This is a genomic window from Bacillus sp. FSL W7-1354 (assembly GCF_038002405.1).
GTDB lineage: Bacteria > Bacillota > Bacilli > Bacillales > Bacillaceae > Bacillus > Bacillus paralicheniformis.
This window is the reverse complement of sequence record NZ_JBBOCL010000001.1, coordinates 1,464,010-1,476,034: the sequence shown is the minus strand read 5'-3', so window position 1 is coordinate 1,476,034 and position 12,025 is coordinate 1,464,010. Positions and strand designations below refer to the sequence as shown.

The following is a 12,025-nucleotide window of genomic DNA, read 5'->3' as shown; positions in this document are numbered from 1 at the left end:
GTTCCGGGGCTTTTTATTAAGGAAGGTCGATGACTTTAACAGACACGATATCCGGGATGTTTTTCAGCTCATTTAAAATATCGTCCTCAAGGTGGCGGTCAAATGAAAGCATCATGATCGCTTCTCCGCCTTTTTCTTTTCGGCCCACCTGCATAGTGGCGATGTTGATGTCATGGTCTCCTAAAATTCGTCCGACATGGCCGATAGCCCCCGGTTTATCCTGGTGGTGAATATACACAAGGTGTCCAGCCGGATAAAAATCGATATCAAAGCCGTTTAAGGCAACGATGCGACCGCCGAAGTGCGGAATGTACGTCGCTCTTAAAGAGAATGTCGTCACATCTCCGGTGACAGTCACAGAAATGCAGTTTTCATAGCCTGACTCATTGGAAGAAATTTTTTCGCTGAAGCTGATGCCGCGCTCTTTCGCGACAGTGCCGGCATTCACTTCGTTGACGGTAGCCGCGACCCTCGGCTTCAGGAATCCGGCCAAAAGGCTTTTCGTAATAAATGACGTTTCAAGCTTGGCGATAGAGCCTTCATATTGAATGGCTACATCTTGAACAGGCTCATTCATACACTGAGACACAAGGTTTCCGATCGTATTGGCAAACTGATGATAAGGCTGGATTTTTTCGAATGAATCCTTTGTCATGGCCGGAAGGTTGATCGCGGACATCACAGGATTTCCTTGCGCATATTGAAGGACTTCTTCGGAAACTTGTGCAGCGACATTCAGCTGAGCTTCTTTCGTTGAAGCGCCCAAGTGAGGAGTCGCGACCACAAGCGGATGATCGATCAGTTTTGAATCGACCGGAGGCTCGACTTCAAACACATCGAGGGCAGCGCCTGCGACATGTCCGCTTTCCAAAGCTTCCAAAAGCGCCGCTTCATCGATGATCCCGCCTCTTGCACAGTTCACGAGACGAACGCCTTTTTTCGTCTTTGCGATGGTTTCTTTGTTCAAAAGTCCCTTCGTTTCTTTTGTGAGTGGGGTATGAACTGTAATAATGTCAGCGCATGCCAGAACTTCTTCAAAGCTGTTCGCGTTAACGCCGAGCTTGCTTGCCCTTTCTTGCGTCAGGAACGGGTCAAATACATGAACGGTCATGCCGAACGCTTTTGCGCGGCTCGCGATTTCGCTTCCAATGCGGCCCATTCCGATGATGCCGAGTGTTTTTCCGTAAAGCTCTGAACCGACGTAAGCCGAACGATTCCACTCCCTGGATTTAACGGAGATGTTTGCCTGCGGAATATGTCTCATTAACGCTGAAAACATTGCAAAAGTATGTTCAGCAGTTGAAATTGTATTTCCGTTTGGCGCATTTACGACGATGACACCGTGCTTTGTCGCCTCGTCAATATCGATATTGTCGACGCCGACACCTGCTCTGGCAACGATTTTTAGCGAAGTCATCTTTTTAAACAATTCTTCGGTCACCTTCGTGGCGCTCCGCACCAAGAGAGCGTCAAACGTATGAAGCTCGTCTTCCGCTTCCGCAACATTCTTTTCTACAATTTCAATAAAATCTGCTTCCATTAATGGTTTGAGGCCGTCGCTGGACATTTTATCTGAGACCAATACTCGAAACATGTAAGATTTCCTCCTAAATAAGCGTCATAAATATCTGATAATTTACCATATTCCATAAAGGGTGTCAATGAGTTTCGCGCGGAAAGACGAAAATTAAAAATGAAATAACTGTGAATGTGCGGTTTTTAGTGTGTGGAAAAAGTGAGTTTGCCGAAATATCCTGAAGGACGCCCCAAAACAGCTCAATAAGCTTTGAATCTGTACATTTTTTCACAATTCATTTATAATAATATCAGTATCAAAAATAAATAAGATCAATCTTCGGGGCAGGGTGAAATTCCCTACCGGCGGTGATGAGCAAGCGCTCTAAGCCCGCGAGCCTCTTTAGGGGCAGGATTCGGTGCGATTCCGAAGCCGACAGTATAGTCTGGATGGGAGAAGATGGAGGTTCCGTGCGTTTTGAAATGATATTTTCAAACGTTTATTTGACCTGTCTGTAAAACAGCCCCGCTTTTTCAATAAAGCGGGTTTTTTGTTTAGGGCAGGGGGAAAGAACCATTCCTCTTTTCGTGAGATGTGATCGAAAAGGAGAGAGTGACAAAATGAAACACAACAAGGTGAGACGTCTCGTCTCAATCAGCATGCTGAGCAGCATCGCATTTATTTTAATGATGCTGAGTTTTCCGATCTTGGGGGCATTCCCGTATTTGAAAATCGATTTTAGTGATATCCCGGCACTGCTCGCTGTTATTTTGTATGGTCCGGGAGCCGGAATTGCTGTTGAAGCGATCAAAAACGTGCTGAATTACTTTATTGCCGGAAGCGCCTCAGGCGTTCCGATTGATCAGGCGGCTAACTTCATTGCCGGAACATTGTTTATCCTGCCGGCGGCTGTGCTGCTTAAAAAATCAAGTTCTGCCAAAGGGTTTGTCACAGCTCTTTTCGCAGGGACGCTTGTGATGGCCGTTTCGATGAGCATTTTAAATTATCTATTATTTCTGCCTGCCTACACTTGGTTTTTAAATGCTCCAGTGCTATCGGGAGAAGCGCTCAAAACCACAGTTTTGGCCGGAATCCTGCCATTTAATTTCATCAAAGGCATCGCTGTGGCTCTCGTGTCCACGCCGATTTTCCTTTCGTTGAAGCCGCGGCTGAAGGAAAACGTCCGCATGGCCGCCAAATAAATAGACATGAAAAATGCCCGGCACAGTGCCGGGCATTTTCAGCTGCAGAAGGAGCCGGCTTCTTTTTGCTTGTTGGCGAAGCAGTGCTTATCTGATAAAAAAACATCCTCGCACTTTGTGCACCGGATGTTTTTTTGCTTTATTCGTGTTTAAGCGGGTCGCCTTCGAACGGCTCATCCGCAACTTTAATCGAATCTGTAGGACAGCCTTCAAATGCGTCCATCATGTCTTCTTCCAAGACGTCAGGGACTTCGACGACACCCTGATTGTCGTCGAGGGTGACAAACGCGATTCCCTCATCGTCGTAATCATAAATATCAGGAGCCGCAGCACCACAAGCTCCGCATGCGATGCACGTATCTTTGTCTACAATTGTATATTTTGGCATGAATAAAAAACCTCCCAGATTGTTCTTCGTTGGAACAAATGGTTTAACCCTCTATCTATCCGATATGAAACCTATTCCCATTCCTTATTGTAATGGTGTTAATCTTACATTTCAACTCAAAAATATTGAGAATGCTTATCACACAAGGGTTCTACTGCTAACATACCCCTTTTATATGAGTTTAAACGTCGATTTCTCCGCAAAATCTGTTAAAATAAAAAGAAGAAAAGATCGAATGTTGCCGGAAGATTGTAGGTGATGATATGCCGGTTCATTTTTTTGACGCCATTGTGCTCGACATTCTGTCATCCATGAAGGGTGAGCGTTCTTCAAGCGCGGTCTATCATTTATTAAAAGGAAAAAGGTCGTCACAGACGATACAGGACGCCGGTTTATTTGCCGTTTCAAAATACTTTGGCTTTTGTTCGGCTCTATCCAGAGAGCAGGTGACAGTCAGCGTTCAACAATTGAAACAGGAGTCTTTGGTCAGAGAAAAAGCGGAAAGCGGCGCTTACATCGTCACCGAAAAAGGAGAAGAGGAACTTGCCGGCTTTTTTGCCCTTTACCCGTGGCCCCGCCATTTTCACGGCGGCTATTATCAGGCGGCAGCCAAAATCATGTGGGCAAGGATGTCGCTTTTGATTCAGGTGCTCTCCAACAAACTTTACCGCGAACGCGTGTATTTACCGATCGTAAAAGATTATCAGATTCAGAACTGGGTTAAACAATATTTAAGAAGCCGGAATGCCGCTGAAACAGCAGCCCAGTTTCACCATGAGCTGAAAGAGAAGCTGTCTGTTTTGAACGATGATGAACAGGCCGCTATTTTTGTCCACTCCCTGACTTCCGGGGCAAAAGCGGGCTATACATTTAGACAGCTTTCCGAAAAAATGGACCTTGATGAGTGGTACATATATGCACTGTTTTGGGATGTTCTGCATCATTTTATTCAATCCGCCCAAAATGGTGAAAGTCCGCTTTTTCAAACGCTCATTCAGGACATTCCTTTGAATGATGGCTTGACACAATCGACGAGAAAAACGCTTTTTCTTATAAAAGAAGGGCATACAATAGACCGGATCGCAGACATTCGAAAGCTGAAAGCGGCGACGATCGAGGATCACATTGTGGAAATTGCCATTCATGATCCGTCTTTTTCCATCGATCAGTACGTGTCGAAAGAGGAGCAGATAATCATTGCCGATTATGCGAAAGCGAACCAAACCAATAAAATCAGACAAATTAAAGAGGGGCTCGGCGGCCGATACAGCTATTTTAAAATCCGCCTGGCCCTGTCGAAAACGGTGATCAGGAATGGATAAACTTCATCAGGCGCTCCGCCGGTACTTTGGTTATCATACTTTTAAAAACGGCCAGGAAACGATCATCAAAAGCGTGCTGGAGGGGCGGGACACGGTGGCGATGCTTCCGACAGGAGGCGGGAAATCGCTGTGCTACCAGCTTCCCGGATTGTTGAAAGACGGAACCGTCCTGATCGTCTCACCGCTTTTATCTTTAATGGAAGACCAGGTGCAGCAATTAAAAATGCGCGGAGAGAAGCGGGCCGCGGCCTTGAACAGCGCTTTGACACACCAGGAAAAAAATGACGTATTAAGTCGGCTTCACAGCCTCAAATATCTGTATATTTCACCAGAAGCCCTCCAATCCGGCCAAGTGCTGAAAAAGCTTCAATTGCTCAATGTCAGCCTTTTTGTCGTTGATGAAGCTCACTGCATTTCACAATGGGGGCATGATTTCAGGCCTGATTATTCGAAGCTTGGAGACATCAAGGCGCTCCTCGGTCATCCCGTCACCCTGGCGCTTACAGCGACGGCAACCGAAGCGACATTGAAGGACATTTCTAATATGCTGGGGCTTAAAGGCGCCAATTATTTGATCCATTCCGTTGATCGCCCGAACATTGCGCTTCATATTGAAAAGTTGCGGGATACCGCTGAGAAGACGGAGCGACTGACAGGGCTGGTTCAAAAGCTACAAGGTCCCGGTCTTGTTTATTGCCCGACAAGAAAATGGGCTGAAGAACTGGCTGACAAGCTTCGTGATGAGACAAAATTGAGAACGGGATTTTATCATGGCGGGATGGAGGCAAGCGACAGGATGCTGATTCAGCAGCAGTTCATTCGCAACCAGCTTGATGTAGTCTGCTGCACGAACGCCTTCGGTATGGGAGTTGACAAGCCTGATGTCAGATATGTGATCCATTTCAGCCTCCCGCAGACGACAGAGGCGTATCTGCAGGAAATCGGACGTGCGGGCAGGGATGGAAAGCAGAGCGTCAGCATTTTGCTGAAAGCTCCGGGAGACGAGGAAATCCAGGAGCAGCTCATTCAAATGGAAGCACTCTCTCAAAGTGATATCGGCTTTTTATACGAAAAGCTTGCCGGAGTGAAAGATGAGCGAAACCGGCGGGAAGTTCTACAGCAGGCCGGTTTATCGGAAACGCAAGCCCGCCATTTTCTACATCTTTATCAGAAGGTGCATCACCTTGGCGATGACGGCCGGGAGGTCATTCAGAGGGAGATGGACAGCCGCAGGGAGCTCAAGTTGAAAAAAGCGGCTGGGTTCGCCGCCGTCACCGAAAGCGAAGGGTGTTTCAGGGAAAGCTTGCTCGCTTATTTTAATGAACAAAAAAAACCGCTGGAAACGGATGACACAGCGTGCTGTACATCCTGCGGTTTAAGTCTTGAAGCATACGAAGCCAAAGGAGACCGTCCGTCTATGAACAAATTGACAGCGTGGGAAGAAGAATTAGATGCCATATTTGCCGCCAGCTGTGATCGTGTATGCTGAAAAAGCAGTCGGAAATCATACGTCGCCTGTCAGACAGGGAAATGCTGAAACAGCTCTATTTTTCCCAGATGCTGATGCTTTTTACCGCATTATTGATGGGCATCTTTTTATTTGATGATGCAGACGATTTTTTGTCGCTTTGGAATCCATCGGACTTGAGCATCTTGAAATACGGGGCGCCGCTCGCGGCTCTCGTGATTATCGCCGACCTGATGGTGATGAAATGGGCTCCGAAGCATATGTATGACGATGAAGGGATAAATGAAAAGCTTTTTCGTGAACGCTCGTACCCGCATATCGTGATTCTTACCCTTTTCATTGCATTTGCAGAGGAAATATTGTTCAGAGGCGTTATTCAGACGCATTTCGGTCTCTGGGCAGCGAGCATTATTTTCGCGATTTTGCATTTTCGTTATTTGAAAAAATGGCTGCTGTTTGTAATGGTTGTGTCCATCAGCTTTTTGCTCGGATTGAGCTTTGAATGGACAGGGAATTTATTCGTTCCTGTGACGGCACACTTTTTGATCGATGTTGTATTTGCGTGCCAGATTCGTTTTCAACACGTAAGGAGGAGTTCGCATGACGGAGATGTCAAGGATAGAGAGGAAGAAGAAGGAGCAGGAGAAGACCCGTGCTGAAATGAGCCGGGAGGCGGCCGCGGCTGTTGAACTGAAGACACCTGATGATGACATTCCTTCCAGGCAGACGTATCACAAAAAAAAGAAGCACAGCAAAAAAAAGAATAAAGACAGAAATCCGCTATTCACGTCACTTGCAGTCATGTTTGTTTTCATTCCGATCATCGTCTTCGTGGTGTTTATGTACATGCTGAACCAAGACAAAGGCGGCGATTCCAACTCTGATCAGTATGATAATGTGTTTTATGAAAACAAATCCGGTGAGACGGGAATGACGAATGAAAATCAAAACGGTGAACAAGAAGCGGATCAAAAGGCGGCTTCGCAGCATACAGCCGCCGCCCTTCAAGAAGAAAAGCTGAAAGAGAACAAACAATCGGAAAATAAAGAGGATGAACCGTCAAAAAAAGACGAGCAAAAGGAAAAAGAGCAGCCTAAAGAGGCAAAAAAAGCTGAGGAGAAGCCTGTCGCTGCAAAGAAGCCTACCGCACCGAAGCAGCCTGCGGAACAAGAGAAGAAAACGGCAAGCGCAGCTCGAACGCCGCCCGTTCAGCAAGCGCCGCAGCCCAAAAAGGTGCTGAAGCACACGGTTGGCGAAAAAGAGACGCTTTATCGGATTTCGATGAAATATTATAAGAACCGGTCAGGAGAGGAAAAAATCCGCAATTATAATCAATTATCAGGCAACAATGTCTACACCGGCCAGATTCTGAATATCCCGATTTATTAACAATGGCATCATTTTGCCCGCGAATACATATACATTGTACTATCAAATAGGACAAGGTGTGAGGACTGTGGGAAGCGAGCTTGAAGAGCTGAACCGTTTTACGGACGAACCGACGAAACAAATGCTCCGCGCCTTAATTAAAAGGAAGAAAAAGTACGAAAACTATGCCAGACAGACATTCAGGTGGCAGGCGCTGGCGGCGATATGCGTGGTTTCGTTTTGTTTGTTTGCAGCGTCAAAAGGGCTCGGGCAAAACGGCTTCCTTTCCGGCTTGCTGAATGACTCCGTCTACCTGCTTTGGATTTTGTCGGCCGCTTTTGCATACAGCACCGCTTACTATTTTAAAAAGAAGGAAGAAAAAGCAGAAGGGGAATTTCATAAGCTGAGATGCGAGATTATTCAGAAAAGCACGGATTTATGGCCCCAGCCTGAAGAGTGGAAATCAAGGGAAACGGTTTTTAAGATCATGAAACAGCAGTATGATATTAATCTTTATTTCGAAAGCAAATAAAAAAGACGTTTTCTTATTAAAAGAAACGTCTTTTTGCATAAAGCCGTCTTATGATAAACAAAACAGATTGGAGAATGCACATGATCTATTGGCTCAGTCTGGCTTCGGCCGTTTTCATCGGTTTTGCTGCTTTAGTGTGGAAAATGTCAGGTATCGCGCGAGAAAACCGGGTATTGAAAGCCGAGTTTTCGCTCAGGCGCCTAAATAACGAATTGACCGTCTTTTTTATTTCGGATATTCATAGGCGGACAGTCAGTGAAGACATTATTCGTGAAGTGAAAGAACACGGGGTTCAGCTCGTCTTGATCGGCGGCGACTTAGCGGAGGGCGGCGTTCCTTATTCGAGAATTGAAGAAAATATCAAAAGGCTTTCAAGTTTGGGAAAAACGTATTTTGTATGGGGAAATAACGATTATGAAGTTGATCAGGAAAGGCTGCAGGAAATATTCAGGGCACACGGCGTAACGCCTTTGCGCAATGCTTCGGTTTTGCATGACCATCAAGGACAAGCCGTCAATATTTGCGGAGTGGATGACATCAGGCTCGAATTGGATGATTACCCGGCAGCGCTCAGAGGCGTGCAGCAGGATTTTCCGACCATCCTTGTGTCACATAATCCGGAGATTCATCATCAAATACAGGAGACGGACGGTATTGATCTCATATTGAGCGGTCATACCCACGGAGGACAGATTCGCCTCGGCAGATTCGGGCTCTGTGAAATCGGAGGAACCGGAACCGTTCATCAGGCGCCGTACTTGATCAGCAACGGCTATGGCACATCGAAGCTTCCGCTGCGGCTGGGAGCGAGGCCGGAAACCCATCTGATTAAGCTGGTCCCGGGACCCTGCATGGAAGGAAACTGATGCTTTTTCACTGAAAAGGAACGAAAAGGCGGCATTGTGCTTGTCTTCCGCCCAAACACAGTGTAAACTGGTATCAAAATTAAGAACCTATGACTCATCATCTCCATATAATAAGATATATGATGTGTGCAAGAAGAGGCAGGAGGGAACGTTATGCGGCTTGAGCGTCTAAATTATAATAAGATCAAAATCTTTCTGACACTTGACGATCTGACAGACCGGGGGCTGACGAAAGAAGACCTTTGGAAAGACTCATTTAAAGTTCAGCAGCTGTTTAAAGACATGATGAACGAAGCGAATACAGAGCTCGGGTTCGAAGCGAATGGCCCAATCGCTGTTGAAGTGTATTCTCTTCAAGCACAAGGAATGGTCATCATTGTCACAAAAAATCAAGAAACAGATGAAGACGATAATGAGTATGATGAGGACTATATTGAAATGCAAGTCAAACTTGGCGAAAGTGTTGACATTATATATGAATTTCAAACGTTTGAGCATCTGATTGAACTTTCCAAAAACCTGGACCGCATCGGTATTCAAGGCGGGACAGTCTACCACTATGAAGACAGGTATTTCTTAAGTCTCGACGATTTTGACTCCCATGAGGCTGACGGCGTGATTTCGATTTTAGCCGAATATGGGAATCCGACGACTTTAACGATTTACAGGCTTCAGGAATACGGAAAGAAAATCATGGAAAACAATGCCGTTCAGACCATTCAGACATATTTCAAATAGCCCGCATTCAAAAAAGATATTCTGCTGTGTTAAACAGCAGTTTTTTTCTGCCGAAAATAAGAATATAACAAAAAAGATTTTTCTCGAATATTTTCACGAAAAATGGTTGATTGTTCTTTGCATGATTAGTGCAAGGGTGTATACTATTCTCTGAAAGGACAACATGCCAGAAAGACTTTAGGAGGTTAACTTATAATGGTAGCCGATCAAAACACCGGTCATACTGAAGAAAACACACATGACGTTTTGAAATCAACGCAAACGGTGATACATAAGGCGCTTGAAAAATTGGGGTATCCTGAAGAGGTGTATGAATTACTAAAAGAACCGATCCGTTTTTTAACGGTGAAAATTCCGGTTCGCATGGATGATGGATCTGTTAAGATTTTCACGGGCTACCGAGCCCAGCACAATGATGCAGTAGGGCCGACAAAAGGCGGCATCCGTTTTCATCCGGGAGTTACAGAAAAAGAAGTTAAAGCGCTTTCTATTTGGATGAGTCTGAAATGTGGCATCATCGACCTTCCATATGGAGGCGGAAAGGGCGGGATCATCTGTGATCCGCGGGATATGTCCTTTCCTGAACTGGAACGTTTAAGCAGAGGGTACGTCCGGGCGATCAGCCAAATTGTCGGACCGACAAAAGACGTGCCGGCTCCCGATGTATTTACCAATTCTCAAATCATGGCATGGATGATGGACGAATATTCAAGAATCGACGAATTCAACTCGCCGGGCTTCATTACCGGCAAACCGCTCGTTTTAGGTGGTTCTCACGGCAGAGAATCTGCGACAGCAAAAGGGGTTACAATCTGCATTAAAGAGGCGGCGAAAAAGAAAGACATCGACATTGAGGGAGCTTCTGTCGTCGTGCAGGGGTTCGGAAATGCGGGAAGCTACCTTGCGAAATTCATGTATGACGCGGGTGCAAAAGTTGTCGGCATTTCTGATGCATACGGCGGCCTGTATGATCCTGAAGGGCTTGACATCGATTACCTGCTTGACCGCCGGGACAGCTTTGGGACGGTCACAAAGCTGTTTAATGACACCATTACAAACAAAGAACTGCTGGAACTGGAATGCGACATTCTGGTGCCGGCTGCAATAGAAAATCAAATTACCGCGGAAAACGCCCATAACATCAAGGCGAAAATCGTTGTCGAAGCAGCCAACGGCCCGACGACGCTCGAAGCGACGAAAATTCTTTCCGACCGCGGCATTCTTCTTGTACCGGACGTGCTGGCAAGCGCCGGCGGTGTAACCGTATCGTATTTTGAGTGGGTGCAAAACAACCAGGGATTCTACTGGACTGAAGAAGAAGTTGAAGAACGTTTGGAAAAAATGATGGTCAAGTCGTTCAACAATATTTACGAAATGGCGCACAACCGCAGAATCGACATGCGGCTTGCAGCCTATATGGTGGGCGTCCGCAAGATGGCGGAAGCATCCCGCTTCAGAGGCTGGATATAGGTTCAAACATTTGCAACAACCCAAAAAATCTCCTATCATAAAATAGGAGATTTTTTGATTTGCCCGATATGACAGGAGATGAACGGAACATGAAAGAAGAAAAAGTGATCATTATCGGCGGCGGCCCCTGCGGGCTTTCAGCAGCTATTCACATGCAAGAGATCGGAATAGATGCACTCGTCATTGAAAAAGGAAACATCGTCAACAGCATTTATCAATATCCTACACACCAAACCTTTTTCAGCTCAAGCGAAAAACTTGAAATTGGCGATGTCGCTTTTATTACTGAAAATCACAAGCCGGTCAGAAATCAGGCGCTTTCTTATTACAGGGAAGTCGCCAAGCGGAAAAATTTGCGGATCAACGCGTTTGAGAAAGTTCAATCCGTCACAAAAACAGAAAATAACCAATTTGTCGTGGAAACATCAAAGGATACGTATTTGTCGTCATTTTGCGTGATCGCAACGGGATATTATGACAACCCGAACTATATGAACGTCCCGGGAGAAGACCTTCCGAAAGTATTCCATTATTTTAAAGAGGCTCATCCGTATTTTGATAAAGATGTTGCGGTTATCGGCGGGAAAAACTCAAGCGTCGACGCGGCGATGGAGCTCGTTAAAGCGGGCGCAAGAGTGACCGTTCTGTACAGAGGGAACGAATATTCCTCCAGCATCAAACCATGGATCCTTCCCGAATTCCTTTCGCTTGTCAAGCACGGAAAAATCAGAATGGAATTCCGGGCGGTCGTCAAAGAAATTACGGAAGAAGAGCTGATTTTTTCTGTCGACGGAAAAGAGACCAAGATCAAAAATGATTTTGTATTCGCGATGACAGGCTATCACCCTGATCACGGCTTCCTTCAAAAAATGGGAGTCGAAATTGACGCGGAGTCGGGCCGTCCTTCCTTTAATGAAGAAACGATGGAGACGAACGAAGAAGGCATCTTCATCGCCGGCGTTATTGCGGCCGGGAACAACGCAAATGAAATCTTCATTGAAAACGGACGTTTTCACGGCGGCTTAATTGCAGCTGAAATTGCTAAACGAATATAAAACCAATATTTTATGATTTGTATCAGGCAAAAGAGAGCATATTCTATATATAGATGTGCTCTCTTTTTTTATCGGCACACAGATCAACATGAAAAGGGGC

At 45.8% G+C, this 12,025-nt stretch carries 12 protein-coding genes and 1 riboswitch; of the genes, 10 read left to right on the top strand and 2 right to left on the bottom strand.

Translation table 11 applies throughout. From position 1 onward, the window contains the following. Positions 1–16: 16 nt before the first annotated feature. Positions 17–1,594, bottom strand: coding sequence for a phosphoglycerate dehydrogenase (gene serA, locus MKZ04_RS07555; protein WP_023857473.1), 1,578 nt, complete (start codon positions 1,592–1,594; stop codon positions 17–19). Between the two features lie 253 nt (positions 1,595–1,847). Then, a riboswitch (FMN riboswitch) is annotated at positions 1,848–1,981 on the top strand. A gap of 155 nt (positions 1,982–2,136) precedes the next feature. On the opposite strand from serA, the gene MKZ04_RS07550 reads away from it, so the two are divergent. Then, a complete protein-coding gene (locus MKZ04_RS07550) occupies positions 2,137–2,718 on the top strand; it encodes an ECF transporter S component (protein WP_035338506.1) in 582 nt (193 codons plus the stop codon). A 139-nt stretch (positions 2,719–2,857) separates the two neighbouring features. Here the strand turns inward: MKZ04_RS07550 and MKZ04_RS07545 are convergent, their stop codons facing one another. Next, on the bottom strand, positions 2,858–3,106 hold the full coding sequence (locus tag MKZ04_RS07545; protein WP_003183064.1) for a ferredoxin: 249 nt from the start codon (positions 3,104–3,106) through the stop codon (positions 2,858–2,860). A 263-nt stretch (positions 3,107–3,369) separates the two neighbouring features. Between MKZ04_RS07545 and MKZ04_RS07540 the strand changes: the two genes are divergently transcribed. The 9 genes from MKZ04_RS07540 to MKZ04_RS07500 all read left to right on the top strand — a co-directional run bounded on the left by MKZ04_RS07540 (position 3,370) and on the right by MKZ04_RS07500 (position 11,925). Next, a complete protein-coding gene (locus MKZ04_RS07540; protein ID WP_145654388.1) occupies positions 3,370–4,428 on the top strand; it encodes a helix-turn-helix domain-containing protein in 1,059 nt (352 codons plus the stop codon). Further along, on the top strand, positions 4,421–5,917 hold the full coding sequence (locus MKZ04_RS07535) for a RecQ family ATP-dependent DNA helicase (protein ID WP_341045625.1): 1,497 nt from the start codon (positions 4,421–4,423) through the stop codon (positions 5,915–5,917). The genes MKZ04_RS07540 and MKZ04_RS07535 overlap by 8 nt, the downstream gene beginning before the upstream one ends. Further along, positions 5,911–6,555 carry a CPBP family intramembrane glutamic endopeptidase gene (locus MKZ04_RS07530; RefSeq protein ID WP_020451986.1) on the top strand — a complete coding sequence of 215 codons (645 nt, stop codon included), beginning with the start codon at positions 5,911–5,913 and terminating at the stop codon, positions 6,553–6,555. Before MKZ04_RS07535 ends, MKZ04_RS07530 begins: the two co-directional genes overlap by 7 nt. Before the next feature lies 1 nt (position 6,556). Next, positions 6,557–7,285 carry a LysM peptidoglycan-binding domain-containing protein gene (locus MKZ04_RS07525; protein ID WP_145645752.1) on the top strand — a complete coding sequence of 243 codons (729 nt, stop codon included), beginning with the start codon at positions 6,557–6,559 and terminating at the stop codon, positions 7,283–7,285. A gap of 121 nt (positions 7,286–7,406) precedes the next feature. After that, positions 7,407–7,796 carry a YpbF family protein gene (locus MKZ04_RS07520; protein ID WP_445662247.1) on the top strand — a complete coding sequence of 130 codons (390 nt, stop codon included), beginning with the start codon at positions 7,407–7,409 and terminating at the stop codon, positions 7,794–7,796. 80 nt (positions 7,797–7,876) lie between these two features. Beyond that, positions 7,877–8,662: a metallophosphoesterase gene (locus MKZ04_RS07515; RefSeq protein WP_020451982.1), complete on the top strand. Its 786-nt coding sequence runs from the start codon at positions 7,877–7,879 to the stop codon at positions 8,660–8,662. A gap of 153 nt (positions 8,663–8,815) precedes the next feature. Then, positions 8,816–9,400: a genetic competence negative regulator gene (locus MKZ04_RS07510; RefSeq protein ID WP_020451981.1), complete on the top strand. Its 585-nt coding sequence runs from the start codon at positions 8,816–8,818 to the stop codon at positions 9,398–9,400. Between the two features lie 195 nt (positions 9,401–9,595). Continuing rightward, positions 9,596–10,870 carry a Glu/Leu/Phe/Val family dehydrogenase gene (locus MKZ04_RS07505; RefSeq protein WP_020451980.1) on the top strand — a complete coding sequence of 425 codons (1,275 nt, stop codon included), beginning with the start codon at positions 9,596–9,598 and terminating at the stop codon, positions 10,868–10,870. Positions 10,871–10,959: 89 nt separating this feature from the next. Continuing rightward, positions 10,960–11,925: a YpdA family putative bacillithiol disulfide reductase gene (locus MKZ04_RS07500; protein ID WP_023857466.1), complete on the top strand. Its 966-nt coding sequence runs from the start codon at positions 10,960–10,962 to the stop codon at positions 11,923–11,925. Positions 11,926–12,025: the final 100 nt, after the last annotated feature.

What these genes read in the sequence shown, in the direction of transcription:
- MKZ04_RS07535 (WP_341045625.1), top strand. Translation starts at nt 4,421, where the DNA reads ATGGATAAACTTCATCAGGCGCTCCGCCGGTACTTTGGTTATCATACT.
- MKZ04_RS07515 (WP_020451982.1), top strand. Translation starts at nt 7,877, where the DNA reads ATGATCTATTGGCTCAGTCTGGCTTCGGCCGTTTTCATCGGTTTTGCT.
- serA (WP_023857473.1), bottom strand. Translation starts at nt 1,594, where the DNA reads ATGTTTCGAGTATTGGTCTCAGATAAAATGTCCAGCGACGGCCTCAAA.
- MKZ04_RS07525 (WP_145645752.1), top strand. Translation starts at nt 6,557, where the DNA reads ATGAGCCGGGAGGCGGCCGCGGCTGTTGAACTGAAGACACCTGATGAT.
- MKZ04_RS07520 (WP_445662247.1), top strand. Translation starts at nt 7,407, where the DNA reads ATGCTCCGCGCCTTAATTAAAAGGAAGAAAAAGTACGAAAACTATGCC.
- MKZ04_RS07545 (WP_003183064.1), bottom strand. Translation starts at nt 3,106, where the DNA reads ATGCCAAAATATACAATTGTAGACAAAGATACGTGCATCGCATGCGGA.
- MKZ04_RS07500 (WP_023857466.1), top strand. Translation starts at nt 10,960, where the DNA reads ATGAAAGAAGAAAAAGTGATCATTATCGGCGGCGGCCCCTGCGGGCTT.
- MKZ04_RS07550 (WP_035338506.1), top strand. Translation starts at nt 2,137, where the DNA reads ATGAAACACAACAAGGTGAGACGTCTCGTCTCAATCAGCATGCTGAGC.
- MKZ04_RS07540 (WP_145654388.1), top strand. Translation starts at nt 3,370, where the DNA reads ATGCCGGTTCATTTTTTTGACGCCATTGTGCTCGACATTCTGTCATCC.
- MKZ04_RS07510 (WP_020451981.1), top strand. Translation starts at nt 8,816, where the DNA reads ATGCGGCTTGAGCGTCTAAATTATAATAAGATCAAAATCTTTCTGACA.
- MKZ04_RS07530 (WP_020451986.1), top strand. Translation starts at nt 5,911, where the DNA reads ATGCTGAAAAAGCAGTCGGAAATCATACGTCGCCTGTCAGACAGGGAA.
- MKZ04_RS07505 (WP_020451980.1), top strand. Translation starts at nt 9,596, where the DNA reads ATGGTAGCCGATCAAAACACCGGTCATACTGAAGAAAACACACATGAC.